Genomic DNA, 25,752 nt, shown 5'->3' on the forward strand with positions numbered 1-25,752 from the left:
TGGCCCAGTTCGTGCGGCTGCGGGTCATCGATCCGGAAGGGGCGTACTGGCGGCGTGGGATCGAGGCGGCCGGGCGGTGGCTGCGCGAGACCGGGAACGCCGTGCTGCGGGTGCCGTACACGGTCGTCACGCCGGAGGACTGGGGCAGGGTGGGCGGGTATCCGCTCGGGCAGTGGATCCCCGAGCAGCGCCGTTCCTACACGGCCGGGACGCTGGGGGCCGGGCGGGTGGTCGAGCTGGAGAAGCTCGGGATGGTCTGGTCCGAGCAGGACGCGGCCTGGGCGGACGGGATCGCCGTCGCCAAGGAATACGCCGTGGTGCACGGCCACTTCCTCCCGTCGACCACCGCAGTGTGGGAGGGGTATCCGATCGGGGTGTGGGCGAAGAACGCGAGAGCGGCGGCCCGCAGGGCGCGGGAGAACGAGGAGCTGCGCGCGGCCGGTTGTCCCGTGCCCTCGGCGGCCGGGGCGATGACCGAGGCGCGGCGGGACGAGCTGGATGCGATCGATCCGGGGGGCACTGTCACGTTGGCGAATGGCGTGGGAGGATCTTCGAGTTGATCATGGTGGAGGGGGATCGTCCGTGGGGAGCGCGTCGCCGTCGTACAAGGGGCACCGGTACCCGGTGGAGATCATCTCCCACTGCGTGTGGCTGTACTTCCGCTTCCCGCTCAGTTTCCGCGAGGTCGAGGAACTGATGCTCGAGCGCGGCGTGATCGTCTCCCACGAGACCGTCCGCCGCTGGTGCGCGAAGTTCGGCCAGGCCTACGCCAACGGCCTGCGCCGCCGGCGACCCCGGCCCGGCGACAAGTGGCACCTGGACGAGGTCTTCATCAAAATCAACGGAGAGCAGAAGTACCTGTGGCGAGCCGTCGACGCCGACGGCAACGTGCTCGACATCCTGGTCCAGAACCGGCGGGACACCGCTGCGGCCAGGCGCGTCTTCCGCCGCCTGCTGAAGACGACCTGCTCGGTGCCGAGGGTAGTCGTCACGGACAAGCTGCGCTCCTACGGGGCGGCCCACCGCGAGGTGATGCCCTCGGCCGAGCACCGCTCCCACAAGGGCCTGAACAACCGGGCCGAGAACAGCCACCAGCCCACCCGCCAGCGCGAACGCGCGATGAAGGGATTCCGCAGCATCGGTGGAGCACAGCGGTTCCTGTCCGCGTTCAGCGGCATCTCACCCCACTTCCGGCCCCGCCGCCACCTGATGACCGCCGCCCACTACCGCGCCGAGATGACCACCCGCTTCGCCATCTGGGACCAGATCACCGGCGCTGCAAGCCGGCCCACCACGGCCTGACCCCAGGCCCGAAACGCAAGCCCACCACACCCCGACGCCCCATCAGACACTCACACACCCAACAACGTGACAGAGCCCTGTTCAGAGGTGTTGGGCGCCTGGGTCGCCCGGATCTTGGGTTCAGCGGCCTGGGGGCGGGGGCGATCCACTGAGGTGGTGCCGGTGGTGACCAATGGGATGGGGCGTGAGGTGCGGCCGGTGGGACGGGGTGCATTCGATGACCAGGAGGGCGACGTCGTCGGCGGGGTGGCCGCCGATGTGGGTGAGCAGATCGCGGTGGATGTGGTGCAGCAGAGTATCGGGGCTGGTGGTGGGGAAGGAGGCGACTCGTTCGGCGAGCGGGTAGAACGCTCCGGACGGCGAGCGGGCTTCGATGACTCCGTCGGTGTAGAGGACGAGCATGTCACCATATGTGAAGGTGAACGGGTCGATGCGGTCGCCCTCGATCGGTCGTTCGCACACGCCCAGCGGAGGCAGCGGCTGTCGGGCATGCAGGACCGTGACCCGCTGATCGTGCACCAGCAGAGGCGGGGGATGCCCGCAGTTGATCATCTCGGCGGCCGACGGGGCATCGTCGGGGATCTCCAGAACGAGGCAGGTGATGAAGTGCTCGCCGGGGTCGTGCTCGGTGTCCGACACGTCCTCCAGGTTCCGGGAGACGCTGTCTTCTAGGGCAGCTACCAGCTCGGGGAGGGTGGTATACCGGTGAGCGCCCTCACGGAATGCCCCCAGCACCAGCGAGGCCTCACCGATGGCGGCCAGCCCGTTGCCCCGGACATCGCCGATGACCACCCGGGTCGCGGCGTGCGCGGCGCGGGCGAACGCAAACAGATCACCCCCGATCTCGGCCTCGTCCTGCGCGGACATATACAACCATGCCACCTGCAACGGCCCGATCCGGCGTGGCGGAGGCCGAAGCAGCACCCGCTGAGCCGTGTCCGCCACGGAGCGTGCCAGGCTCAGCGCCCGGTCGCGTCGCTCCCGCACAAACCGCATGAACACCACCAAGGCGGAGAGCACGGTCAGCGCGATGATCTGCGCCAGGCGGTTGGGCGTGGTCAGTCCGTCGAGGGAGACAACGATGAACACTTGGGCCGCCACTGCCAGGACCCCGGCGAGAGCGGTGAGCCGTGTCCCGGCGAGGGAGGCGGTCAGAGCGGGCGCGATGACCAGCAGTGGGCCCAGCTGGACATCGCGACCGGTGTAGATGTCCAACACGGTGATCGTCACGATCAGCACGAACGGGATCGCCACCAAGCCACGGCCTGATGGCAGCTCCAGGAGGTGATCCCACGAACGTCGCACACCCATATATCCTTTATGCTCCATCGATTACGCACCCCCAGCCAGCCGACGAGCACGAGTCGGGTCTTCTCCCAGGGCGTACAGGCGCTGGACCGGCGAGAAGTTCGTCGTAACCGAGCCCGGGACACGGCCGTCGTGAGCGGGCGGCGGGCCCCGCCCGGAGAGCCAGCGGGGCCCTGCTGGTGCGGCTGGGTTGGCCGCCGCCGGCGTCTCCGTGATGCTCGAAGATCGCCTTCGCCGGGCTGGAGGGGCTGGACGAGGGGGACGTCGTACGGTCCGGGCTGATCGAGTGGCGGGGCGGTGGGCCCGAGGTATGGAGCGGCGGGGGCGGCCGTTGCTGATCGGCACCGGGGTCCTGCTGGGGCGTGCCGCGCAGGACGACCGGGGCGGTCAGACGGCGGACTATTCGCTGATCCCGGCTTCCTGCTGTGACTGGTCGGCTGCCGCGATCAATGCAGCCCGTACTTCCGTGCGGCACGTGGTCGGCAGGGACATGTGCACCGAGGCCGGCTCCTGGATGTCGTTCTCCGCGGACCGGGTCACCGTGATCGCGATCTCGTCGCTGGTGAGGGTGATAGTGAGGGCGTCGCCGACGTGGTCCGTGAGTGTGACCGTGGCGTGCTCGGCGGCGAGGGCGGTTTCAAGGTCTCTGGCCTGCTCTGTTGTCAGCCACACGCTCGTTTGTTTACCACCGGGAACCAGTTGATCGGCTTCGATTGCTACGCAGGGGTCGAGCGCTCCGTCGCTCTCGGGCCGGATGGCGAGCTGGGTGTTGCCGACGCGGATGTAGGTGTACGGGTGCGTGATCTGCACGTCGCCCGGGGGCTGGTGGGTGGCCACGGTTCTCCTCGAAGGTTGTGGTGGAGCCGTCGGTGTCCGGTCTGGTCAGGAGGGTGTCCGCTGTCCGGCTGCCGGGGTCGGCGCCGCGTGCTCGGGTGAAGGGAAGTCCTTGGCTTTGATCTTGACCATGCGTCCGTCGGGGTTGTGCCAGACGATGCCTTCGTACGGTCGGGCGTGCAGCCACTCGCGCAGGCCGTCGTAGTCGCGGGGGGCGGTGGCGAAATCCTGTCGGATGGACGTGATGGACCAGCCGTGGGGCATCAGGACGTGGTCGGCGTAACCGTCCGGGTTCCGGTTGATCTTCGGGCCGAGGAGCTCGTAGGTGCCGGCCGTTTCGACGGCGGTGTTCTTGACGGCTTCGGCGTGGACCTTCGCGAAGGCGGACTGTGCGACAGGTTCCCAGCCGACGGTCTTACCCGTTTCCTCGTCGGTGCTGATCGTCACGTAGCCGGGCGGCGGAGTCTTGCCAGGCTTGACCTCTCGGCGTGCCCACCACTGCCCGGCCGGGTCGAGCATGACGCATGTGCCGTCATACTTCCGGGTCGCTTCGCCCTCGCCGTTGATCACCCATTCGCACCCCGGGGAGATCTCCGGCAATACGAATGCGGGGCGGGCACTGAAGTCTCGGACGAACAGGGTCGGGATCTTCTCCATGCGCCGACCGTATCGGTCTTAGTCCTTCGGGGGCCGAGGTATTTCGGGGTCCGGGGTCTCCGCCCAGGCGTCGGGCTCGCCAAGGCTGGGTTCTATTCGATCGCGTTCGTCAGCCGGTCTCGGTGCCGGCCGGTGCGGTGGGGCGCTGGCTGATGAGGAGCGTCGCCAGCAGGTACTCGGCCATGACGTGCGCGCACTCCGGGAGAGGTCGAGGGCCCACCCGCTATGGGATTCGGCGAGGGCCTCGGCGAGTTCAGTGACGGTCACCGAGGCGGCGGGCCCTGGAATGGCATCGGGCTGACCGGTCCCGGGTGAGGAGAGGGCTTCGTCCCATGCGAAGTCGCAGCGCTAGCACTGCCGTTCCAGGCGCTCCCCCTCGGCGGAGGGGCGAACGGTCTGCCGGTCGTGGGTGCTGTGTTCGCCCGCGGCCCGGTATCGGGTGGCGGTGCTGTCGTAGCCACACTTCTGGCAGGTGGTGAACTCGCCGGAGTAGGGCGGCAACTGCAGCGTGGCCGTGTCGGTAGTGGGGGTCTTGATGTGGGGCAGGTACACGGCCGTGTGATCCGGATCGGCCGCGAGGCGTTACGGTGCCTGCTCACCCGCCGCGGCGTCACCTTCCAGCGCACCAAGACCTGGAAGGAATCCCCCGATCCCGAGCGCGACGCCAAGCTCGACCGGATCGAGCACGTGCTGGAGCACTTCCCGGACCGCGTGTTTGCGTACGACGAGTTCGGCCCGCTCGGCATCCGCCCCACCGCCGGAGCCGGCTGGGCCCGCGCCGGCCATCCCGAGCGTCATCCCGCGACCTACCACCGCACCCACGGTGTCCGGTACTTCCACGGCTGCTACTCCGTCGGCGACGACACCCTGTGGGGCGTCAACCGCAGGAAGAAGGGCGCCGCGAACACCCTGGCCGCCCTGAAGTCGATCCGCGCGGCCCGCCCGGACGGCGCCCCGATCTACGTCATCCTGGACAACCTCTCCGCTCACAAGGGCGAGACCATCCGGCGCTGGGCGAAGAAGAACCGGGTCGAGCTGTGCTTCACCCCGACCTACGCCTCCTGGGCCAACCCGATCGAGGCCCACTTCGGACCATTGCGGCAGTTCACCATCGACAACTCCCACCACCGCAACCACACCGTCCAGACTCGCGTCCTGCACGCCTACCTGCGGTGGCGCAACGCGAACGCCCGCCACCCCGACGTCCTGGCCGCCCAACGACGCGAACGCGCTCCCGTCCGCAGCGAGAAAGGCATCCGCTGGGGTGGACGTCCCGCCGTCGTGTGACTGATCAGTCCGGCAAGGTCGGGTCGGTCAGCTGCACGGGCCAATCTCTTTCGGACCGTAGAGGGCAGCGGCCTCTCCCGTGATCAAGGCCCAGTAGCGGTCCCCGAACGACCAGTGCCACCACTCCGTGGGGTAGTTCACCAGCCCCACAGCCGTGAGCGCAGTGCCCAGCAGCTTCCGGTTGGCGCGGGCCTCCTCGCTGATGTTGGCGGCATGGGTGTAGCAGGCGCCCTCGCTCTCCTCCGGGTCCGCGTTCATGCGCGTGCCCAGGTCCAGTTCGTGCCCGTTGGCGTCGGCCAGAGTGAGGTCGACAGCTGCGCCAGCGCTATGCGGAGCGATGTCGGGTGGTGACACATACCGGCTCGCCGCCGAGTGGATCTGCTCGGTGGACCAATCGAGGTGGGCGGCTCGCAGATGTTCGGCGTACTCCTCGAAGTACTCCCGCTGAAGAGAAGGAGGCCGGTACCCCTCAACGAACAGCAGCCGCAAGCCCTGCGGAAGCATTGTCTGGGCCTTGACCAGCCGTTCCAGCACGCCTTCCCGCAGGTACGCGAAGGCGTCTGCCGGGTCCTGCTCGCGCGTATCGACCAACAGCGAATCGCCTCGGCGGACGTCCATAAGACGTTCACCGCACTCAGCAACAGGTATGGCAGCGATCTTCGGGTCCGACATCAACACGATCTCAGTCATGACGCGATCATCCCGCAGGACTCACCCCGGCGAACCAACCCGGTCACAGCACGAGTTTCGCGGCGCGTTTGCGGACGTTGTCGAGCCACGTCCCGAGCCTGACCACCACGGGCCCGTCAGCGCCGCGCTGACGGCCCGACAGCGCGTCCTCCGCCTCCAGGGTGCTCGGCGTGCTTGCGGGGGACTTTCAGGTGTCCTTCACGGGCGTGGAACTGCCGTGCTGCCGTGAGGTTGAGGGCCCACATGGTGTCCTGCGTCCGCTTCACCGGCCGCTCGTCTTCCTCGGCCGCCTGGAGCCGAGGGTGTTCTCCAGGATCCACTGCCGCACGGGCAGCAGTGGATCCCACCCGAACCGCTGCGCGTTCACCCAGCGTCCGAGGTCCTCGCCCTGGACGACGACTTCGCCGTCGGCCATGGGGAGTGTCCCGCCGGCCTGGACGTGGTTCTGGACGAGGCGGTAGCAGCGTTGCCACCCGGTGTCCCAGTCAGGGCACCACCCCGGATCGATCGCGTCCAGCTCATCTTGCCGCGCCTCGGTCATCGCTTCGGCCGCCGAAGGGACGGGGAGGCCGGCCGCGCGCAGCTCCTCGTTCTCCCGCGCCCTACGGGCCCCCGCCCGGGCGTTCTTCGCCCATACCCCGATCGGATGCCCGTCCCAGACCGCGGTGGTCGGAGGAAGGAGGCGGCCGTGCACCGCGGCGTACGCGCGGGCAACTGCCACCCGGTCCGCTCTTACCTGCGCATACCGAACTCGGCCATAGTGCTCAAAGTGGTGGCTGAACACAGGCACCTGCCTGGCCGGTTCTCGCGAAGTCCCGGCTGGACTGACCGGCGCTCAGTACGGTGCGGACCATGGCGAAACGAGAGGCAACGCGCGGGGCCCACCCCGCCGCAGACGGTAGACGCTAAGCGTGGCCAGCCCGCGCAGCCCGGACAGGACCCCATTGGCGCCGAAGCTGCTGGACAGCGCGGGGCGCAGCGGGCCCCTTGGGTCGCCCGTCGACGGCCGCGCGAAAACTTGTGCCGGTGAGCACAGGGTGGCAGGGATGACCGATGTGCGGGCCATGCCCCGGACACGGTGAGCCGGAGAGAAACGGGCTGTCGGGCAGAGGAGCGTGGAACCGTGGGGGATGCCGGAGCGCAGTGGCAGGTCGGAGCCCTGGAAGGACTGCTGCGGGAAGTCGGGCTACAGGCGTCACGTGGGGTCGGCCCTGACGTACGGAAGGTTCTCGAATGGCTGCACCGGCAGACCGGCGTCCACGTCGCGCTGGTCACCGACGACGCGGGCACGGTGGAGTCGTCCACGGCAGGCTTTCCCCGCGAGGTGCTGGGAACGCTCGCTCCGCTGCTGGTACGCATGTCCGGCGGGCAGCTGGCTGCAGCCGTGACCCAATCCGGGCCGCTGCACGTGCGATGTGAGGCTCTCGGGCCACACGAGCCCCGTCCGGTCCTGGTGGTGGCCGCCCCCTCGAAACCGACCCCGGACGCGATCGCTCTGATCTCGCACACCGGCAGCGTCCTCACACTGCTGCGCCGCGCAGGGCGCAGTGATCGCATCTGGCACGACTACCAGCACGGGACACGCCAGTTACGGTTCGCGGTGCTGTCGGCACTCCTGTCGGGGGAGCCGGTACTGGCCCGGCGGATGACCACCGGCGCCATTCCGCCGCTGCTGGACGCCGACCGGCTGCGGCTCTACCTGCTGCAGTGCCCGCCGGCAGACCGCGACAAGATCGTCCGGACCTACCAGGACCCTTCCGGCTACCACGGCTCAGGCCTGATGGTGCAGTGCCCGGTCTTCAAGAGCCACCTCATCTGCCTCCTCACGGACGACGAGGAACCAGATCGCGTCGGCGGCAAGTTACATGGTCACGCCGAGACCCTGCACCGGCTGGTACGCGACAACCCGCGCTACGTGATGGGCGTCAGCGGCGGCCATCCTCTTCACGCGGCGGCCGAGGCCTACAGCCAGGCGGCCCACGCCCTGGCCGCCGCCCGCACCGCACCCGGCCGCGTGGCCTCCTACCACGGCCGGACTCCACTGGAAGGCGTCCTCCCCCACCAGGCCGCCCAAGAATGGGCCCGCACACTCCTGCGACCGCTGGACACAGCCACGAAGACCAGCACCGACATCACCCGCCTGACCATGAACATGCCCCGCTCCGCCGTGGCCAAGCTCCTCGGCCTCAGCCGCAACACCGTCACCGCACACCTCAAACGCACCGAAACATCCCTCGGCCTGGACCTCACCGACATCCGCTGCCGCGCCGCCCTCCACCTCGCCCTCGTCCTCAGCAGCTCCCACCCCGCCCCCGAACCCGACTACGACCAACCACTCTCCACCCTGGACGACCTGCTGCGCACCGAACGCGCCGCTGCCTGGGCCACAGCCACCCTTCGCCCCCTTCAGACTCGGCACCGCAGCACTCTCCAGGCATGGATCGACGCCAACACCGACGCCCAGCAGGCTGCCCGCGCCCTGGGCATCAGCCGCAACACGATCCGCACGCACCTGCGCACGGTTGAGTCCGTCCTGGGCCTCGATCTGCTCACCGCCGGCACCGGTATCCACGACGTCGTCCACGTGCTCCACATCGCCAACATCCGGGCCGTCTGAGCACCGTGCACAACCCGCACCCGAAATTGAGCACCGTGCACGCTGGTCCAAGAAAACCGTGCGCCCTAACGTCTTAGTGGTTCGGCCGGCCCTTTAATACGGGCAAGGCCTGCCGGACAATTCAGAGACCGAAGAACCGGGGCGCTCGAATCAGAAGGCAGACCACCACAACCGGGGCCGTCACGGCGGCAGCCCACGGTCCCCAAGCCCCGGAGACAGCGAGAGGAGTCATAAATGTTCGTCAAGTCTGTGTTGAGTGTCGCAGCTGTTTCTGCCACGCTGCTCATCCCGGCCACGAGTGCCCCAGCTAATCCCGCAGCAACCCGTGAAGTGACTCGTCATTGTGACGCGCCCCCTCTGGGGGACCTGAACGCCCGCCTAAAGGGGTACGGCGCATCCTACAAGTCGACCCACGTCCGCCTCTGGCAGTACAGGATCTCCGACAAGACCTACGCGGAAGTCACCTCGACCAAACGCCCCGACGCAAAGATCTCCCTGGAGAGGACGCTCGGCAACGCACTCCCGAACAGTAAACCCAACATGGTGTGCGGGCCGACTGAAATCTCCGACATTGGCATAGGCCGCCGCTTCGGGCATTTCAATAATGCGGACCATTCCGTACGGGTTTGCATTCTTTACCCGGGCGAGAAGAAGCACTGTGGTAAATGGTATGCGGAAGATAGTAATGGCGAACACGTCTGAGCCTCAGGGCGTCGGAAAAGTCGTGGTGGTGTTTGTTAACTGATCCGGGTGGACGCGCCTTGAGCGGGGATGGCACAGCGGGCATGGCCTGATCACCTGCCACAACTTCGTCGCCTCGCTGGGTCGGCTGGTGGCCTGGATGCGCAACCAGCAGCTGTCGACGTCCGCCTACGCAAAGGCTCACGCAGCGGACTGCCGCCATGTGCGACGAAGAGCGGCCGACAGCGTCAGGTACTCGCGGACAAGCACCAACGTGTCGGGGCGCAGGGAAACCACACGCCCTGTGCCCCGGGGTTGGACGAGGGGTCCCCGATCTTCTCCAGCTCGAGCTCGAGCAGTTTGTCCGCCCGTCCCTCTTCGGCCAGGCGCTCGTGGAAGTCGGCGCCTGCCGGTCGGACAGCTCCAGCAGGAACTGCTAGACCGAGACAATGGCCAGTTGGGCGGGTGACAGGCCTGGCTTGCCGTCCCGGGGATACCCTCCTCGAAGTCCTCGTCGCTCCACAGGCCGTTGAGGTGGTCGCGGATGGCCATCGCTGTGGTGCTCCTGGGGTTGCTCGCCCGGGCGGCGGCGAGGCCTTCTTCGGTGGCTTCCACTCCGTATGCGCTCTTGGATCGCCCTGGTTCGGCCGGTCCGAGCCACAAGGCGTACGGGCTGAGTATGAGCTCGGGCGGAGATGAGTATCTGGGCCCATGCTGGGGTGTTGTCTGCGCGGTGAGGATCGTGCGTACCGCGCACGGAAGGAAATCCGATGAATCCCAGCACCTACGCCCGCCTGTACGGGCCCCGCAGCTGGCGCCGCGCCCCAGGCGGACCGGCGTCGTCGTGCTGGCCTGGATGCTATGGATACTCAACGTGGCGTCGCTGGCCTGGCTGACGTTCCTCGTGGCCCTGACCGCGCTCTGGGGCGCTGCGGAAGGGACAGCAGCCGGCGGCTTCGTCCTGCAGTTCGTGCTGATCGTCACCGGCGCCGTCGTCGCCGTGATCGCTCTGGCCTTCGCCCCCGGAGTGCGCCGCCTGCACTGGGCGGGCCGTCTGCTCCTCACCGGCACCCTGACCTGCCCGGTCACCACCGGCCTCGCGATCGGGTCCTGGATCTACGTCGGCTGAAACCCCGAGCTCGTCCCGGAAGACAGCGGCGGCGAGGAGCACAACGCGCCGAGCGTCCCCGTGTTGCCACTGTTCCACCCGCCTTTACCAGCGCATCCCGAGCTGATCGAGATCCGCCCGGCGCTGCTCGGCGAGCTTCCCGGCGCGTTTGCGGACGTTGTCGAGCCATGTGCCGAGTTTGACCACCACGACCCCGTCAACACCTCCCTGTTGGCCCGCCAAGCCCGCTTCCGTCCCCACCTGCTCGACGTGCTTCCGGGGCACACGTGTCGTTTCGCGGGGGTGTAGTTGAGGTACGGGGAGGAGTGTGTGCTGGGGGTATCCGGGATTGGTTGAGACCGTGTGAGCGCGGGTTCGCGGGGGCGTAGGTCTGCTGGTCTGGGAGGTCACTGACAGGCGGTGCTCTGCTTCCTGGAGGACCTGCTCGGCCACCGGCCGCAGCTTGCTGTCCTTGGGCAGGGCCTCGACGTGCCGGCTGACTTCGGCGGCGACGATTCGGGCGTGCCCAGTGAGGAGCAGAGCGATCTGCGCGCAGTCGCCCGCCCGCAGACCGCTCGCGTCCTTCCTCGCCAGCATCGCATCGACCAGCGCCATCATGGGCGCGCGATCGAGCGGCAGCTCCTCGGCCAGGAGCGCCTCAGGGTCGTACAGCACCGCGCTCATGACCGTGGCTCCTCCGGTTCCAGGCCCGTGACCAAGTTGGTCGGGTCGGTGGCGATGACGAACAGCCCGCGGTCCAGCAGCCAGGACCGTTGCGTGTTCCAGTCGTGCCAGCGGTAGGCGATGTGTGCGAACGCGGGGACGACGATCCCGGCGACCCGGCTGCCGTCCACCGCTGCGCGGATCCGTGCCCAGCCCGGCCGCAGCTCCGTGTCCTGGTCGAGCGGCCCGGTGTCGGTCACCGCGCAGCCGGCCGGAACGGCCCAGCCCTGCGCCTGCGCGTGTGCGGCCAGGGGCGCCGTCACCAGGTGCTCCGTGCCCGGCACCGGGACCACGGCATACAGCGCCACCGCGGTCACCGGCGCGACAGGGGCCCCGTCCACTGCCGGGGCACGGAGGGCTGCGATCCTCCTGCGCACCCGGGCAGGTAAGGGCCGGGCGGTGGTCTGGTGGGACGAGTTCGGCATGGGGGCCTCTCCGAGACGGTTTGTCGGCGTACTCCCAGATAACCGCGACACGTTCAGGTGGACTCAGGCCAGAAAGCGGGCAAGTACCGGACAGGGACCGGACAGTTTTACCAAACGGCAGAAGAGCGGCAGGACTACCGTCTGTGCCGCGACCGGAAACCTGCGGGGGAACCGATGGACAGACAGCGCAACACTCAACTCGAAGCCGCGATGGCCGAGTACGGCTTCACGCACCAGGGCCTGGCCGACGAGATCAACCGGATTACCGCCCGGATCTTCGGAGAGTCCCACCCCGCAAGTGCACCGACCGCCACGTCAGGCGCTGGGTCAGCGGCGAGGTCCGATGGACCTGGATCCGCTACCTTCACGCCCTGGAACAGCTCTTCGAGCGCCCGGCGCAGGCACTTGGCTTCATCCCGAGAGGCAGGAACAGCGCGAGCCTACCGGCCCCGCCGCGGTCTCCCGCACCGACGAAGGAGGCGCCCGTGCGCCGCCGCCGCTTCATCACCGCGACCGCCACCACGACGGTCGCTCTCGCCCTCAGCATCGACGAAACCCCGATCGGCGGCCGGCTGTCGATGAGCGACGTCGACCGCGCCCGCGGGCGGATCGACCGCCTCGACGCCCACTTCAGCGCCATCGGAGGCGAACCCCTCCTGACCGTTGCCACCGCCTACCTCGGCCGCCTGACCACCGCGGCCGACCGCTGCACCTACGGGCCCCGCGTCGAGCAGGCACTCCACACCGCGATCGCATCACTGTGCAGCTCGGCCGGGTGGGCCGCCGACGACGCCGGAGACCTGGACGCCGCGCACCAGTGGCGCACCACCGCACTGCAAAGGGCCATCCTCGGCACCAGCCACCGCGCCCAGGCCCGCGCCTGGTCCGACCTCGCGATCCACGCCTGCCGCGGCGGCCACCACCGCGAAGCCCTACGCATCAGCCAGACCGCCCTCACCAGCCGCGAAGCCCGCCAGGACCCCCGCTACGCCGCCCTGCTCCAATCCCGCCTGGCCATCAGCCACGCCCACGTCGGCGACCGCCCGGCCGCCGCCCGCGCCCTGCTCGCCGCCCAAGCGCACATGATCGGATCGACCCCGCCGAGCCCACGCCAAGGTGGCTGAACTTCCTCACGGCCGCAGAGATCAGCGGTCTCACCGCCATCACCCACCAGGCGATGGGACACCTCGCCGACGCCGAGACCGCCACCACCCAGGCACTCACCCTCCTCGAACCCGGCCTGCGTCGCAGCCATGCCTACTACAGCGTCCAGCTCGCCGAACTCCAACTTGCCCAGGGAAACACCACGGACGCCCGGACCACCGCAGCCGCCATCGACACCACACACGTCGGCAGCCGCGCCATCACCGGCCGACTCGCCACCGTCCACCGCACCCTCGCCGCCGCATAGGAGAACCACCCGAAGTGACCACTGACATAGAACTCCGCCACTACACCACCCACCACCGCACCGCCCAGCTGCGCACGCTCCTGCTGGACGTCTACGCCGAGGTGTACGCGAAAGAAGCGCAGACCGACCCGTTCTGCGCCGTCGACCGGTTCGCCGTAGGACTCACCAGCTGGATGACCCACCCCAACTGGACCTGCATCGTCGGATACGACCACGGACAGCCCGTCGGCTACGCCTACGGAGCTACGCTGCATCCCGCCAGCGGATGGTGGCGCGGACTGCTCACCGACGTACCCCCCGGCACCATCACCGAGACCGGCACACGCACCTACGCACTCAGCGAGCTGATGGTCCGCACCCCCTGGCGCAAGACCGGCACCGCCCGCCGGCTCCACGGCGAACTGCTCGCCGCCCGACCCGAGCAACGCGCCACGCTCCTGGTCCTGAAGGACCATCCCAAGGTCCGGGCACTGTACGAATCATGGGGCTGGCAGACACTGGGCGACCTACGCCCACGCATCCCGCACGCGCCACTCTTCCACTCCATGCTGCTGGACCTCCCACCAGACCACGGACCCACCGTTCCGACCGTAAAGGCCTAGGCCGTTTCGTTTCGATCATGAGCGTCGCCGGTCACCCAGCCCCGATCACCTCGCCTGATGCGGACTGCAGGGGAATGCGAATCGATCAAGACACGTGGGCGACCTGGAGCCAGCTTCTGGATCGTTACCGGTTAAAGGAACCAGGACTCTTCCATCCGGAACGTGGAGCTGCTGGTGTGGCGGACGCGGAAGACGGACATCCGGAGGTCCACGCGGCCCCACGGGTCGCACGGTCCGAGCGCAAGCCGGCCCAGGGCCCGCCAGTCGACTTCATCGGACTCCCCGTCCAGGTCGATCGCTTCCTCGGCGAGGGTCTCGGAGCTGATGCCGAGGGCGCGTACTACGGCCTGAGGGTCGCCGGTGACTTCCAACGGTTCCACGCCAGACCAGCCTTCGGCGTGCAGCATCAAGCCGCCGGGAAGCTGGATGATGTCTTCGGTGTGGTCTCCTCCGCAGTGAACATTGGCTGATCCGACGATCCTGGCGTCTGGGTAGCGCTCGCGGAGAGTGTTGGATGCCCCGAGCAGCGGCGAATCGCCGATGCTGTCGGCCAGGGCCGGGTCGGTTATGGAGATGACGTTGCCCCAGCAGCCCACCTTGATGATGTCCAGGTCCGCCCGCGTCTCCAGAGCCAGCGAGTCGCATGCGGAGCCGGGGGGCAGCTCTTCGAGGAGCTCGTCGACGGTGTCGAAGTTTTCGGCGAAGTGGCGGGCTTCTTCCGAGTCGTGGGGAGAAACGTTCACCGTGCCTGCGGGGAAGGGGGGAAGGAGGAGGGTGAGGGTGTAGTCATCGCCATATCCCCGAACTTCTCGGTCGGGTGGGCAGGCCCAAAAAGTGGTGTCGGTCATAAGGGGCACCGTAGCGACGGGCACTGACAGTCCGAGCTGACGGCGTACTGACGGGTGTGAACCAAAGATCCAAACGAAACGGCCTAGCGGGCCTGCCGGTTGCTCAACAGGTTGCGCAACGGGTTGCCTAACAGGTTGCCAAGGGTGGATTCGCTTAATCGCTGTTCCCGCAGGTCAGCGGCGTGGGTCAGCGCGACGCAGACGCCGACACCTCTTTCCCTGAAGGGGAAGAGCACCCTTCTTCTTCCCCCCCGGCCTGGGCGCCGGCCCACCGGCGGCGCCCGCTCCCGGGTCGCCTCCGCCGGGGTCGCCGCCGGGGTCGCCGCCGGCACCAGGATCCCAACTTCAGCGAACTCCGGCGTGGACAGGAGGACACCCATTCCGGACCACGCGGGCGCGCCCTCCTCCTTCCCGCGCGACACAACGGCCCCGTTGGACAGATAGTCGACACCGGTCAAGGTCACCGGGACGCCCCACACTTCCGGATACAACGGACTGTCGGCCAAAGACGCTCCCCGTACGGGCCGGCACCGAACCGGAGTCCGGACGATGTCGCCCGGACCGACAACGTCCCATGTGGTGAAGCGCCATCCCGGGGGCGCCTCGGTACGCCGCCGCATCTTGCGCGCCACATCGGCTTCAGCAGCCGCTCGCATGTCAATCAGCGCCACGAGGCGGGTTGCTGCTGCCGCGCGGCTGGTGTGACTGGTCGCGTACTTCTCGGAAAGACCAATGGCATGCCACGTGCGGCGAATTCGGTAGACGTGCCCGACCAACTCGCCATCGACCGCCATCGACCGCCACCGGGCAGCGTCCCCGGTCGTCATACCGCCTGTCGGCGTGCTTTGAACCGTGGTTCTGGATCACTTTCCGTGCTCAGGCCACGGAGGGTCACCACAACCGCAATCATGAACGGCCGTGGCTGATGTACTCCTCCAGGACCTGTGGTTCCACCGGGTCGAAGGCGCTGTGATCGAAGACGTCGTATCCGACGGTGAGTTCGTGGTCGTTCAGGCCCGCGCGTCAGCGGACCGGGCTGCGTGCCCTGCCTGCGGAACGACGGCGGCCCGGGTGCACAGCCGGTACGTGCGTCGGCTCGCCGACAGCGCGGTCGGCGGCCGTCCCGTGGTCATCGAGTTACGGGTCCGCCGGTTCCGCTGCCGCCAGGACGCTTGCCCGCAGACAACGTTCGCCGAGCAGGTTGAGGGGCTGACCTTCCAGCATGGGAGACGCAGCGCCGGGCTGCAGTCGGTGCTTGAGCGGCTGGCGGTTATGCTGGCCGGCCGAGCCGGTGCCCGCCTGGCACACGCACTCGCCGTCCGGGCCAGCCGGTCGACGCTCCTGCGGCTGATACGCCGTCTGCCGGACCCTGCAGCGCACACTCCGCGGGTCTTGGGCGTGGATGACTTCGCGCTGCGCAAGGGCCACAACTACGGCACCATCCTGATCGACATCGATACTCGCCGTCCCGTCGATCTGCTGCCTGACCGGACCACGGCGACAGTCGCCCGGTGGCTCACCGACCATCCCGGCGTCGAAGTGATCTGCCGGGACCGCTCCAGTGCCTATGCCGAGGCCGGACGGCTCGGCGCCCCGGACGCGATCCATGTCGCAGACCGCTGGCACATCTGGAAGAACCTTGCCGAGGCCGTCGAGAAGACGGTCACCCAGCACCGCGCCCTTCGGCGTGAACCGCAGGACATCGCCCCGGTTCGCACCGCTGTGCTCTCCAAGACCACGGAACTGGCACCGGAATTTCCGGCCGAGGCGCGGCAGTCCGGCCGCCTGTCCGATCGGGTGCGCGAGCAGCACGCGACCGTTCACAACCTGCTGGACGAGGGACTCGGGCTGCGAGTCATCGCCCGCCGGCTCGGCCTGGCTCGCAATACTGTCCGCCGACTCGCCCATGCGGCTACCGCGGACGAACTACTCGTCGGACGCTGGACCGGCCGCACCAGCATCCTCGATCCCTACAAGCCTTACCTGCACCGGCGGTGGGCCGAGGGCTGCACCGTCGCCCGTCGCCTGTTCGAGGAACTCCGCGAGCGCGGCTACCGCGGCGGCGAAAGCGTCGTCAAGAAGTACGTGCAACGGCTCCGGGAAGCCTTCCCGCACGACGATCCGCCCCGCAAGAACCCGTCCACGCGTGACGTGACCAGCTGGATCACCCGCCGCCCCGACCGCCTCGACGACGACCAGGCCCAGCAGCTCAAGAAGATCTTCGCCCGCTGCCCCGAGCTCGACCGAACCGCCGAACACGTGCGCGCGTTCGCCGAGCTCATGAACAACCGCCAGGGTCGGCAGCTGGGCCAGTGGATCGAGCACGTCCAGGCCGACGAACTGCCAGCCCTGCACACCTTCGTCAACGGCCTCGGCCAGGACCTCGACGCCGTCGTCGCCGGCCTCAGCCTCCGCTACAGCTCCGGCGCCGTCGAAGGTCACAACAACAAGATCAAGATGCTCAAGCGACAGATGTTCGGCCGGGCCAATTTCGATCTGCTCCGCAAGCGGGTCCTCCTCGCGGCGGGAAGCCGTTCACGATTGCGGTTGTGGTGACCCTCCGTGGCCTGAGCACGGAAAGTGATCCAGAACCCAGGTTCAGAGACCGCCGACACCGCCCGAACCGGTACCGAGACACGTCAGTTCCAGCTCGGTCGTCCTTGACGCGCATCGGCGCTGCGGGCGCGTCGGATACAGGTTCTGCCGCCTCCGGGCGGGGAACGGCGACACCCGGAACCGCACCGCCGTCGCTCTCCCACGCCTCGGCGCTGCCCGGGTCGGACACGCCTGCAGGCGCCGGCGCACTGGCTCCCTTGGGCATACCGGCCGTCACGATCTCCACGGCTTCCGGGGCCTGGCCGATCGTGGTCAGCACCCGCGACAGCTCCGCAGAGCTGCCCAGCCATCGGCCGCCCACACACGCATCCGACCGGCAAGCGTCGTACATGCCATCCGTCCACACCGCGACGATCTCACCGGCCACCGGTCCGCCGGCCCGTGCGAGCACTCCGGCCGCATGCACGATGACGGTGCTGGACCCCCGCCGCTCCATTGCGACAGTCCACCCGTTGGCCGCAGCCGTCTCGGCCACATAGACAGCCGCATGAGGAAGCCACACACCGGGCGCTGCCACAACCTCAGCGCATACCCCATCGGCGTCCAGCACGGCGAGCGCTGCGCCGTCCAGCGGCTTACCCTCCGCCGGGATGCGGGGAGCCTTCCACGGCTGTACCAGCGGACGCGACGCGCGGGTAACGGCTTGCTTGAACTCCGTCCAGGGGCCCCGCCCGTGCTTGGCCTTGGTGGGGATGTCAGTCGACTTCAAAAGCCGTCCAGTAGGTGCTGTCACGTTGTTGAGGGAGTGAGTGCCTGATGGTGTGTCGGGTGTGGAGGGGGCGGGTTCCGGCTCCGTGCTCAGGCCGCGGCAGGCAGGCCGGCGACGCCGGTGATCTGGTCCCAGATGGCGAAGCGGGTGGTCATCTCGGCGCGGTAGTGGGTGGCGGTCATCAGGTGGCGGCGGGGCCGGAAGTGGGGTGAGATGCCGCTGAACGCGGCCAGGAACCGCTGGGCTCCGCCGACGCTGCGGAAGCCTTTCATGGCGCGTTCGCGCTGCCGGGTTGGCTGATGGCTGTTCTCGGCCCGGTTGTTGAGGCCCTTGTGGGAGCGGTGCTCGACCGAGGGCATCACCTCGCGGTGGGCCGCGCCGTAGGAGCGGAGTTTGTCGGTGACGATCACCCTCGGCACCGAGCAGGTCGTCTTCAGCAGGCGGCGGAAGAAGCGCCGGGCTGCGGATTTGTCCCGCCGGTTCTGGACCAGGATGTCGAGCACGGTGCCGTCAGCGTCGACGGCCCGCCACAGGTACTTCCGCTCTCCGTTAATTTTGATGAAGACCTTGTCCAGGTGCCACTTGTCGCCCAGCTGCACACGCCGGCGGCGCAGCGCGTTGGCATAGGACTGCCCGAACTTCGCACACCAGCGGCGGACGGTCTCATGGGACACGATGACACCGCGCTCGAGCATCAGCTCCTCGACCTCACGGAAGCTGAGCGGGAACCGGAAGTACAGCCACACACAGTGCGCGATGATCTCCACCGGGTACCGGTGCCCCTTGTACGACGGCGGCGTATTGCCCACGGACAACCCCCTCCACCATGATCAACCCGAAGATCATTTCACCTGATCAGCCAACGTGACAGTGCCTCCTGAAGGCCCTCGCGCGGGCTGAGCGGAAGGTGTTCACCCGGCCCCTTCCAGTCGCGTGCGATATCCGGCCCGTTCCTGATCGTCCCCGTCGGAGTACTCCGTGGCGCCGACGGGGACGTTTTCGGCGACTGATCCACCGCCCGGAGACCGGGACGGGAGGCCCTGTTACATCGGCGCTACTCGGACCAGGTCGGCCAGCAGCGCCGCGAAGAGGTGCGGGCGGCTGAAGTATCCGACGTGCGAGGCTGCCAGTGTGCGGACGTCGAACGGGTTCTCGGGCGTCAGCTCGTCCGCCTTACGGATCATGTAGTCCTGCACTGCCAGAGGGATGCTCAGGTCCTGGGAGAGGCGCACGAAGGTGTGCGGAACCTTCCCCCATTGTGCAGCCCGGGCCACCGCGCCCTCCTCCAGTACCGCGTAATTCTCGTCCGGGTCCATGGAGTCCAGCAGCATCCGGAACTGGTGGTCGGTGGAGTCCGCCATGACGGCGGCCTTGAGCTGAGAGAACAGCTTGGGGTCGGCATGCGCAGCGCGCCAATTCAGCCGCACCACCCCCTGGTTTCCTGTGCCCGGCACGGTGATCCGTTCCGCTGCGGCGTCCAGCAAGTTGTTGTCGAGTACGTCCCACTCCCCGGTCACCATTGCCGGGTCGCTGAGGCAGACCGCGGAGAGGTAGACGACACGGTCGAGGAGTTCGGGCACGGCGTTCGCGACGGCGGTGACAGTCAGGCCGCCGAAGCTGTTGCCCACCAGGACCAGGGGCCCCGATGGGGCGAGCCGGTGCAGGACGTCCACTACGTGGCGCACGTTGTCCCGCAACGTGATGCCGCGCATCGGGGAGGGGGCGGTGGCCAGCGCCGCCAGGTCCTGCGGCTGCCGGTAGTAGGCGGCCGGGTGGTCGGCTGTGTCGCCGTGACCGGGCAGGTCGACGGCGTACGAGCGGTGCCCGTGCAGGGCCAGTCCGTTCTGCAACGGTCCCCAGGCCCGGGCGTTGCTGGATCCACCGGGAACGAACACGAAGGTGGGGTGTGAGGTGGTGCGCATGAAGGAATCCTCGTCATCCTGAGGCGAACGGTGAACAGTGCGCGGATGACCAGGTGCCGACGAACGCTCGCGTCAGCACCGAGTCCGGGACACCGAGCGGATCCGCAGGGACTGCCAGTTGTGTATGACCGAGTACATGATCGGGACGTTAGACCCCGCCCGGCGCACCTGCCACCGAATTGCCAGCCACCATTGAGCGTGATCCTCTTTGTTTGGCCCGGTCATGTGGTCACTCTTCGGAGTGATCGCAGGGTAGGAGGGCGGCCTCTTCGCGATCCTGAACTCTGCGACGAGTTCGGGTAGTTCACGAGGGAGTGAAGTTTCCCCGTGATCTCGGACACGTAGTTGTTACGCCGCGAGGGCCTGGTTCTGTTGGTGGCGCAGGCGTGTCTCGTGGGGCGTGAGGTAGCCCCAGTGGATGTGTTTCGCAGGCGACGTCGGTTGTAGAAGGTCTCGACGAAGGGCCGCCCCAGCTGCAGTTTCCCTCCGGGGGAAACGATGTATCGCCCTGGGCCACACGCACGAAAGCGGCGCTGCACCTGAACGTACAGCGCCATGATGCCCGTACGAGACCGGCGGCCGGGGTCAGCCGACAGCGTGCAGCGAGCCGCGGTGCTTGTCCGCGGCCGCCTTCTTGGCGGCGGCGAGGGCGGCCCGCTTCTTTCGCTGCTTGGCGAACTGGTCCTGGTAGGCGGCGACGGCCTTGTGGTAGCTCGCCACATAGTTCTTGTTGTCCAGGCGGGCCGCCGTGGGTATCACCTTGATGGTGGCCTCAGCATCCTCGGGGGTGGTGTAGCCGGCGAGCATCGGGTTGATCTGGTAGATGCCGTTGCGGACCTTCTTGACGAGCTTGGCCAGCTCCAGATTTCGCAGCGCGGCATTCACGCTCGGCCGGCTCAGCCCCAGGAGCTTTCCCAGGGTGGCCTGGTCCATCGCGATCACCACATGGCCAGCCTTCTCCTCGCGAGCACGACACGGCCGCCGCCACAGCGTTGTCGGCGAATGTCTTGGACCGGCTTCTGTGACCCGCCGTTCAGGCGCAGCTGCGGTCTGACGACGAGAACCCCCGCAGAAAACTGCGGGGGTCTGGTGCTGTCGTGAGGGTTGCCGTAGCGGCCCTGTACGTGGGTGCACCCTGCCCTGGGCTCGGAGGGCGGGGTGCGGGCTGTCCGCGGGCAGGAGTGTAGCCACTGGTTCGTAACGGGCCTGGTGAAGGGATCGTTGGGCCGGGATAGGGGGAGATCGAACGCGGGCGGGGCTGAGGCGAGCGTGCGGAGAGTGCAGTCACGGGCTCGGAAAACCATTTCCGTTGCACGGAGCGGTTGCGCGAGCATGCCGGAATGACCTTGCTGCGGTGCTGTGGAGGGCCTTGATGGATGTGAGTCCCGAGCCCAGGCTGATTCTGCTGTGCGGGCTTCCCGGTTCTGGGAAGACGACGCTGGCCAAGCGCATGGCGAGAGAGATTCCAGCGGTGCGTCTGTGTCCGGACGAATGGCTGGCGGATCTCGGTGTCGACCTGTTCGATGAGCGGCTGCGTGACCGGCTTGAGAGGCGGTTTTGGGCTCATGCCCAGGACCTGCTGGGGCTCGGACAGACTGTGATCTTGGAGTTCGGCTTCTGGGGACGCTCTGAGCGGGATGAGAAGCGTTTGGCGGCGCGCGCAATCGAGATCCCCGTTGAACTGCACTACCTTGCTGCGTCGATTGATGAGTTGTGCCGCCGACTCGAAGCCCGGAGCCGGGAGGGTGGGCCGGGGACTGTCCCAGTCAGCCGCGAGTTGCTCGAGGAGTATGTGAAGCTTTTCCAGGCGCCTGACGATGACGAGCTGGCTCTCTTCGACACCCCGCCTTTGGGACGACGCGGCTGACCGAACCCTTGCGATGCAGCCCGGTCAGCCGTCGACCCGCGCCGGTTTTCTCGGCCAGCTGGGGGTGGCGCCTTTCCGGGCGAGCCGCCGGGTCATGAGGGTGATGGCCGCCCAGGCGATCAAGGTCTCGGAGCTTTATGGCCGCCGCCGTCGGGGATGCGGCCGAGCTTCTTGACGTCGATGTGGACCAGTTCGCCGGGCCGGGCGCGTTCGTAGCGGCGAACGGGCTCGCCGGTGACCCGGGCCACCTCGTCCACCCTCACCCCGGCGTTCACCGCAGCCACCATGACCCGCAGCAGCACCCGGTCGAGCAGATCCGTGCCACGGCTCAAGCCCTCCAGCATGGACCGGGCCACCCCGGCGGTAGTGCCGACCTGCGCACCGCGCAACTGCTGCAGCTGCTCCTCGGCCTCGCCGAGGAGATTGGTAATCACGAAGCGCTGCTCGGCGGGCACCACGGCCCGCCAGTTCGTCCCCGAGCCGGGCATCTTCTTCTCCCTGGTCAAGACCCGCAGTCCGGCGGCCATAGTCGCGGGCTGGTGTTCCTGCCGCACCCACCACACGTTCTCCTCGAACCGCGCATACGGACCAGACCGGCCCTCAGGATGGCGGCGCAGACGAATGACGGTCCCCATCCACGCGATCAGCGGCCCGTCGTAATCGACCGCTACCAGCGGCCCCAACCAGCCCCGTCCCACCCGCTCCCCGAGGCGACGGCAGAACTCCCCGCCCGCAGGCAGCGACCGCGGCCGCCCGGCCCCGCTATCCGCCCACACCAACTGCGCCATGATCGGGTCCAGCAGCGCATCCGCGACCGCCACCACCTCCGGGAAGATCACCGCATCGCGCCCTACCACCCGCCACCACTCCAGATCAACCCCCGCGTCACCCCCGGCGACCCGGTGCAGACGACGCGGCCAGAACTCCTCCCGCTCCCACCCGTACGCCCCCTCCCACCACCGCGCCACCACCGCATAAGCCAGCGCGAACACCTCTCCAGGCCCCACACCGGCCCGCACCGCACGGCGTGCCACACCAGCCCACCGCTGCTGCGCCGCGGCCACTTCCGGAAGACCCCGCAGGTCGAGGTACTCGTGGGGCTGGTCGGCGTCCGCGTCCAGCAGCCACCGCCCGTGCCGGACACACACCCGCTCCCACCGTGGTGCGTACCGCACCACCCGCACCGCCGCCCCCGTACGCCGGGCCGTACACAGACGGCACCTGAACGCGACCGGCCCCACCACCGCACCCCCGGCACGCCACACCGCCAACGGCACCCCACCCTCCCCCACGGGGAACCTGGCGTCCTCCCGTTCCCAGGACGGCAACGTCCGCCCAAGCACTTCCTGCCCAACCCCGCACAACCGGGCCAGAACCTCCCGCCCCGCCGCGTTCAGCACCACCTCGCCATCCGCCCGCACACCCCCGCTCTCATGCCGGGGCCGGGAACCGCGCCACCGCCAGCACGACCACAGGGCTTTCGCCTCCATCCCGTAGGAGGCCGCGACACGGCCGATCAGCGACGATGTCATCTCCCCGGCAAAAGGAGCGACACGAAAGATCCCAGACACCACACCGCCGGAACGGACAGCCCCGCCACCGTCAGACACCTGCACCCCTCTCGCTGTTACCTGGGCACCCAGACTGGTCCGAGTGGCATCAGGGCGTCCGGCAAAACAGCGAAGAACAGCCCCGCCCGGTCAGAGGACGGTTCCTGCACGCTCACCTCTACCAGCGCATACCGAGGGCATTCAGCTCCGCCCGTCGCTGCTCGGCGAGCTTCCCGGCCCGTTTGCGTACGTTGTCGAGCCATGTGCCGAGCTTGACCACGACGGGCCCGTCAACGCCTGCCTGACGGCCCACCAAGCCCGCTTCCGTCTCCACCTGCTCGACATGCTTGCGGGGTACGCGAAGGTGCCCTTCGCGGGCGTGGAACTGCCGTGCCGCACGCAGGTTGAGGGCCCACATATCGTCCTGCGTCCGTTTCGCCGGCCGCTCCGCCTCATCGGCGGGCTCGATCCCCAGGACGTTCTCCAACAACCACTGCTGCGCGGGCAGCAACTGCTCCCACCCGTGCCGCTGTGCCGCCACCCACCGCCCAAGGTCCTCGCCCTGCACGATCACCTTGCAAACCACCACCGGCAGGTCCCCGCCGTCCTGAAGCAAGTTCTGGGCGAGGCGGAAGCACCGCTGCCACCCCGCATCCCATGCCGGACACCATCCCGGATCGATCTCCTCCAACGCCGCCCGCCGCGCCTCGGTCAACGCACCCGCACTGCTCTCGACAGCCAGGCCGGCCTCACGGCGTTCCGCATTCGTGTCCGCAGCCCGGGCAGCGAACCGCTGATTCTTGGCCCAGGTCCCGACCGGGTATCCGTCCCAGACCGCAGTCGCGGGCGGCAACAGGTGCCCGTGCACCTTCGCCCAGGCGCGGGCAGCGGTGAGGCCTTCCTCGAACGCGACGTCCTGATGCGACCACACCATGCCCAACCCAGCCAGCTGTTCCACCCGCCCCGCATCCAGACGTCCGGCCTTGTGGGATTTCCGCTGGTCAGCAAGCCAGGTCCCGAGCGGGAACCCGGCCGGCACCCAGGTATCGGGGGTGACGTAGTCGTACGGCACCCGCAACTGCCCTGCCCCGGTCTCCTTCACGTACCGCACGCACGCCTGGATACCGCGCCTCCAGAACGTGTTCTCGGGTTCGATGACCCGCAGCTTCACGAACCGTGCCAGCAGCGCCGGATCCCTGGATGTGCTGAACTTCAGCAGCTCCCGCGCGGGCACACTCGGCCCCCGCTCACCCTCCGGCTCTTCCCGCTCAGCTACCGTCTCGCCTTCCTCGGCTTCCTCCGGGTGCCAACTCCCGCTCCGGATACGGGGATCCGCGAGGTGTTCGATCGTTTCGGTGTCGTGCGCCCGCAGCGCCCCGAGGACCTTCGTGGTGATCGGTGTCGTTTTGTCGGTGGGTGTTCGTCATCGTTTTGTCAGTGGCTTGGTGGTGTTTCCTGGCTGATGATGCGGGGTGCTGGGTTCTGACAGCGGATGCCGATGAAGGACTGTCGTTCTTGCGGGGCGTGGTGGTCGGTTTGCTGCTGATCGCTACGAGGGTGGGGTGTTCGTGCTGGTCAGTGGTGTGGTGTGGGCGGGTGTCCGATCCCGGTGAAGGTGGCGAACGGACCGCTGATCACGGCGAGCCGGTGAAAGGTCGAATTGAGTGTGCGGCAGAGTGGATCTGTCCGTCTCCTCCGTGGCCGTCCGATGGGTCAGCGGCCGGGGCGTGGTGCCGCGCGCATGGATTCGCGTGACGCGTCCAGGAAGGCACTGCGAGCTTTCCCTGCATTCCTGTACATGTCGCGATACATGTCGTAGTTGGGCCAGCCCGAGGTTCCGGATTTCGAGCGCACCGAAGATCCCAGGGCCTCCAGCGCCTCGGCAAGGTTGATGCACGCCTTGTCCACAAGGTCCGGGCCGAGAAGCAGCACCCGCTCCAGGGGACGCTGCACACCTTCAGAGATCCGATCCACATGGGCCGCCGTACTCTCTTCGTGGTCCTCCCAGAAGCTGTCGCCCATCCGAGCTTCCTCATGCGCCGCTATTTCGTCGAAGTACTCTCCCTGGTCGATCTCCTCTTGGAATTCCTTCACCGCGGTGTCCCAGGCATCAAGGAGTGCAACGTATGCGTCCTGACGCTGTCCACGGAGCCACTGGCCGTGCTCAACCGCAGCTTGGTCCCTGACCTGCCGCCGACCGAGGAAGAAGCCACTAACCACTCCCGCCAACGCCACCCCCTCGCCTATCTGCTGCGCCGTCCCCGCGGGGCGTCGCAACGTGCCTTCAGCAAGGGCCTGCATGCTGCCTACATGTTCTGGCGCCGCCACGAACACTTCGACGTCCCCTACGGTTACCTGCATGAGGAGGACGGCCAGAGCCTCCATCTGGGGCGCTGGATCGCGGAACGACGCCGGAACGTAACCCAGCTCAGAGCTGAGCAGATCGCCGCCCCCGAGGCCCTCGACATGCGCTGGATCCCTCGCCCCAGCCACACAGGCGCTTGACCGGCCACACCCGCTTACGAACAGTCGTGCGTCGTACTTGACCAGCAACGGCCGCCGCAGCGGCTTGGCTGGCTCAGTCCCGTCGAGTTT

At 68.1% G+C, this 25,752-nt stretch carries 27 protein-coding genes and 2 pseudogenes; 12 read left to right on the top strand and 17 right to left on the bottom strand.

Annotated features, from left to right (window positions below):
* The first annotated feature begins 11 nt into the window (after nt 1-11).
* Nucleotides 12-560 carry a helicase associated domain-containing protein gene (locus OHA19_RS00590; RefSeq protein ID WP_405753181.1) on the top strand — a complete coding sequence of 183 codons (549 nt, stop codon included), beginning with the start codon at nt 12-14 and terminating at the stop codon, nt 558-560.
* A complete protein-coding gene (locus OHA19_RS00595; protein ID WP_405720868.1) occupies nt 535-1,302 on the top strand; it encodes an IS6 family transposase in 768 nt (255 codons plus the stop codon). The genes OHA19_RS00590 and OHA19_RS00595 overlap by 26 nt, the downstream gene beginning before the upstream one ends.
* A 120-nt stretch (nt 1,303-1,422) precedes the next feature.
* Here the strand turns inward: OHA19_RS00595 and OHA19_RS00600 are convergent, their stop codons facing one another.
* The 4 genes from OHA19_RS00600 to OHA19_RS00615 form a co-directional block, all read right to left on the bottom strand.
* Complete coding sequence (locus tag OHA19_RS00600) at nt 1,423-2,613, bottom strand: PP2C family protein-serine/threonine phosphatase (RefSeq protein ID WP_405721055.1); 1,191 nt, start codon at nt 2,611-2,613, stop codon at nt 1,423-1,425.
* A gap of 396 nt (nt 2,614-3,009) precedes the next feature.
* Nucleotides 3,010-3,447, bottom strand: coding sequence for a hypothetical protein (locus tag OHA19_RS00605; RefSeq protein WP_405721053.1), 438 nt, complete (start codon nt 3,445-3,447; stop codon nt 3,010-3,012).
* 45 nt (nt 3,448-3,492) lie between these two features.
* Nucleotides 3,493-4,101 (bottom strand): hypothetical protein, encoded by a 609-nt coding sequence (locus OHA19_RS00610; RefSeq protein WP_405721051.1) that lies wholly within the window; start codon nt 4,099-4,101, stop codon nt 3,493-3,495.
* A 348-nt stretch (nt 4,102-4,449) separates the two neighbouring features.
* Entirely contained in the window at nt 4,450-4,653 is a 204-nt protein-coding gene (locus OHA19_RS00615) for a hypothetical protein (protein WP_405721049.1), read from the bottom strand.
* On the opposite strand from OHA19_RS00615, the pseudogene OHA19_RS00620 reads away from it, so the two are divergent.
* Nucleotides 4,645-5,388, top strand: a pseudogene (locus tag OHA19_RS00620) (IS630 family transposase); the annotation flags it as partial. The gene OHA19_RS00615 and the pseudogene OHA19_RS00620 sit on opposite strands and share 9 nt — an antisense overlap.
* A 27-nt stretch (nt 5,389-5,415) precedes the next feature.
* Here OHA19_RS00620 and OHA19_RS00625 read toward each other — a convergent pair.
* Together OHA19_RS00625 and OHA19_RS00630 are read right to left on the bottom strand one after the other, a co-directional pair.
* Nucleotides 5,416-6,078, bottom strand: a complete 663-nt coding sequence (locus OHA19_RS00625; protein WP_405721046.1) for a M15 family metallopeptidase — start codon at nt 6,076-6,078, stop codon at nt 5,416-5,418.
* Nucleotides 6,079-6,340: 262 nt separating this feature from the next.
* The gene (locus tag OHA19_RS00630) at nt 6,341-6,799 is read right to left on the bottom strand and encodes a helicase associated domain-containing protein (RefSeq protein WP_405721043.1); all 459 of its coding nucleotides are present in this window, start codon (nt 6,797-6,799) and stop codon (nt 6,341-6,343) included.
* Between the two features lie 402 nt (nt 6,800-7,201).
* Here OHA19_RS00630 and OHA19_RS00635 point away from each other — a divergent pair, with 402 nt between their 5' ends.
* From OHA19_RS00635 to OHA19_RS00645, 3 genes are all read left to right on the top strand, one after another.
* Nucleotides 7,202-8,695 carry a helix-turn-helix domain-containing protein gene (locus OHA19_RS00635; protein WP_331749843.1) on the top strand — a complete coding sequence of 498 codons (1,494 nt, stop codon included), beginning with the start codon at nt 7,202-7,204 and terminating at the stop codon, nt 8,693-8,695.
* Nucleotides 8,696-8,929: 234 nt separating this feature from the next.
* Nucleotides 8,930-9,397 (top strand): hypothetical protein, encoded by a 468-nt coding sequence (locus tag OHA19_RS00640; RefSeq protein ID WP_405721040.1) that lies wholly within the window; start codon nt 8,930-8,932, stop codon nt 9,395-9,397.
* Between the two features lie 835 nt (nt 9,398-10,232).
* On the top strand, nt 10,233-10,505 hold the full coding sequence (locus OHA19_RS00645; protein WP_405748972.1) for a hypothetical protein: 273 nt from the start codon (nt 10,233-10,235) through the stop codon (nt 10,503-10,505).
* Between the two features lie 84 nt (nt 10,506-10,589).
* Here OHA19_RS00645 and OHA19_RS00650 read toward each other — a convergent pair whose 3' ends face one another.
* From OHA19_RS00650 to OHA19_RS00660, 3 genes are all read right to left on the bottom strand, one after another.
* On the bottom strand, nt 10,590-11,168 hold the full coding sequence (locus OHA19_RS00650; RefSeq protein WP_405721035.1) for a helicase associated domain-containing protein: 579 nt from the start codon (nt 11,166-11,168) through the stop codon (nt 10,590-10,592).
* Complete coding sequence (locus tag OHA19_RS00655) at nt 11,165-11,632, bottom strand: hypothetical protein (RefSeq protein WP_405721032.1); 468 nt, start codon at nt 11,630-11,632, stop codon at nt 11,165-11,167. The genes OHA19_RS00650 and OHA19_RS00655 overlap by 4 nt, the downstream gene beginning before the upstream one ends.
* 63 nt (nt 11,633-11,695) lie before the next feature.
* Complete coding sequence (locus OHA19_RS00660) at nt 11,696-11,923, bottom strand: hypothetical protein (protein ID WP_405721029.1); 228 nt, start codon at nt 11,921-11,923, stop codon at nt 11,696-11,698.
* Nucleotides 11,924-12,117: 194 nt separating this feature from the next.
* On the opposite strand from OHA19_RS00660, the gene OHA19_RS00665 reads away from it, so the two are divergent.
* The 3 genes from OHA19_RS00665 to OHA19_RS00675 are packed head-to-tail and all read left to right on the top strand — an operon-like array spanning nt 12,118 to nt 13,645.
* Complete coding sequence (locus OHA19_RS00665) at nt 12,118-12,756, top strand: hypothetical protein (protein WP_405721026.1); 639 nt, start codon at nt 12,118-12,120, stop codon at nt 12,754-12,756.
* Between the two features lie 53 nt (nt 12,757-12,809).
* Nucleotides 12,810-13,043 carry a hypothetical protein gene (locus OHA19_RS00670; RefSeq protein WP_405721024.1) on the top strand — a complete coding sequence of 78 codons (234 nt, stop codon included), beginning with the start codon at nt 12,810-12,812 and terminating at the stop codon, nt 13,041-13,043.
* A 14-nt stretch (nt 13,044-13,057) separates the two neighbouring features.
* Complete coding sequence (locus OHA19_RS00675; RefSeq protein ID WP_405721021.1) at nt 13,058-13,645, top strand: GNAT family N-acetyltransferase; 588 nt, start codon at nt 13,058-13,060, stop codon at nt 13,643-13,645.
* 131 nt (nt 13,646-13,776) lie between these two features.
* On the opposite strand, the gene OHA19_RS00680 is transcribed toward OHA19_RS00675, so the two are convergent.
* Both OHA19_RS00680 and OHA19_RS00685 read right to left on the bottom strand, forming a co-directional pair.
* On the bottom strand, nt 13,777-14,493 hold the full coding sequence (locus OHA19_RS00680) for a DUF6333 family protein (protein ID WP_405721018.1): 717 nt from the start codon (nt 14,491-14,493) through the stop codon (nt 13,777-13,779).
* A gap of 83 nt (nt 14,494-14,576) precedes the next feature.
* A complete protein-coding gene (locus OHA19_RS00685) occupies nt 14,577-15,287 on the bottom strand; it encodes a hypothetical protein (protein WP_405721015.1) in 711 nt (236 codons plus the stop codon).
* A gap of 124 nt (nt 15,288-15,411) precedes the next feature.
* On the opposite strand from OHA19_RS00685, the gene OHA19_RS00690 reads away from it, so the two are divergent.
* Nucleotides 15,412-17,049 carry an ISL3 family transposase gene (locus OHA19_RS00690; protein ID WP_405721012.1) on the top strand — a complete coding sequence of 546 codons (1,638 nt, stop codon included), beginning with the start codon at nt 15,412-15,414 and terminating at the stop codon, nt 17,047-17,049.
* Nucleotides 17,050-17,907: 858 nt separating this feature from the next.
* Here OHA19_RS00690 and OHA19_RS00695 read toward each other — a convergent pair.
* From OHA19_RS00695 to OHA19_RS00705, 3 genes are all read right to left on the bottom strand, one after another.
* Nucleotides 17,908-18,627, bottom strand: a complete 720-nt coding sequence (locus OHA19_RS00695; RefSeq protein ID WP_405748975.1) for an IS6 family transposase — start codon at nt 18,625-18,627, stop codon at nt 17,908-17,910.
* A 234-nt stretch (nt 18,628-18,861) separates the two neighbouring features.
* Nucleotides 18,862-19,740, bottom strand: a complete 879-nt coding sequence (locus tag OHA19_RS00700) for an alpha/beta hydrolase (RefSeq protein ID WP_405721006.1) — start codon at nt 19,738-19,740, stop codon at nt 18,862-18,864.
* Between the two features lie 585 nt (nt 19,741-20,325).
* Nucleotides 20,326-20,931, bottom strand: a complete 606-nt coding sequence (locus tag OHA19_RS00705; protein WP_405748977.1) for a helix-turn-helix domain-containing protein — start codon at nt 20,929-20,931, stop codon at nt 20,326-20,328.
* Between the two features lie 181 nt (nt 20,932-21,112).
* Between OHA19_RS00705 and OHA19_RS00710 the strand changes: the two genes are divergently transcribed.
* Complete coding sequence (locus tag OHA19_RS00710) at nt 21,113-21,607, top strand: AAA family ATPase (RefSeq protein ID WP_405721001.1); 495 nt, start codon at nt 21,113-21,115, stop codon at nt 21,605-21,607.
* Between the two features lie 134 nt (nt 21,608-21,741).
* Here OHA19_RS00710 and OHA19_RS00715 read toward each other — a convergent pair.
* From OHA19_RS00715 to OHA19_RS00725, 3 genes and pseudogenes are all read right to left on the bottom strand, one after another.
* Nucleotides 21,742-21,849 (bottom strand): annotated as a pseudogene (locus OHA19_RS00715) (IS481 family transposase); the annotation flags it as partial.
* 1,486 nt (nt 21,850-23,335) lie between these two features.
* Nucleotides 23,336-24,391 (bottom strand): helicase associated domain-containing protein, encoded by a 1,056-nt coding sequence (locus OHA19_RS00720; RefSeq protein ID WP_405720998.1) that lies wholly within the window; start codon nt 24,389-24,391, stop codon nt 23,336-23,338.
* A gap of 479 nt (nt 24,392-24,870) precedes the next feature.
* Entirely contained in the window at nt 24,871-25,179 is a 309-nt protein-coding gene (locus OHA19_RS00725) for a hypothetical protein (RefSeq protein ID WP_405748979.1), read from the bottom strand.
* A 288-nt stretch (nt 25,180-25,467) separates the two neighbouring features.
* Here OHA19_RS00725 and OHA19_RS00730 point away from each other — a divergent pair, with 288 nt between their 5' ends.
* Entirely contained in the window at nt 25,468-25,662 is a 195-nt protein-coding gene (locus OHA19_RS00730) for a hypothetical protein (protein ID WP_405753183.1), read from the top strand.
* The last annotated feature ends 90 nt before the right edge of the window (nt 25,663-25,752 follow it).

It is taken from the genome of Streptomyces sp. NBC_00012, from assembly GCF_045040875.1.
Lineage (GTDB): Bacteria > Actinomycetota > Actinomycetes > Streptomycetales > Streptomycetaceae > Streptomyces.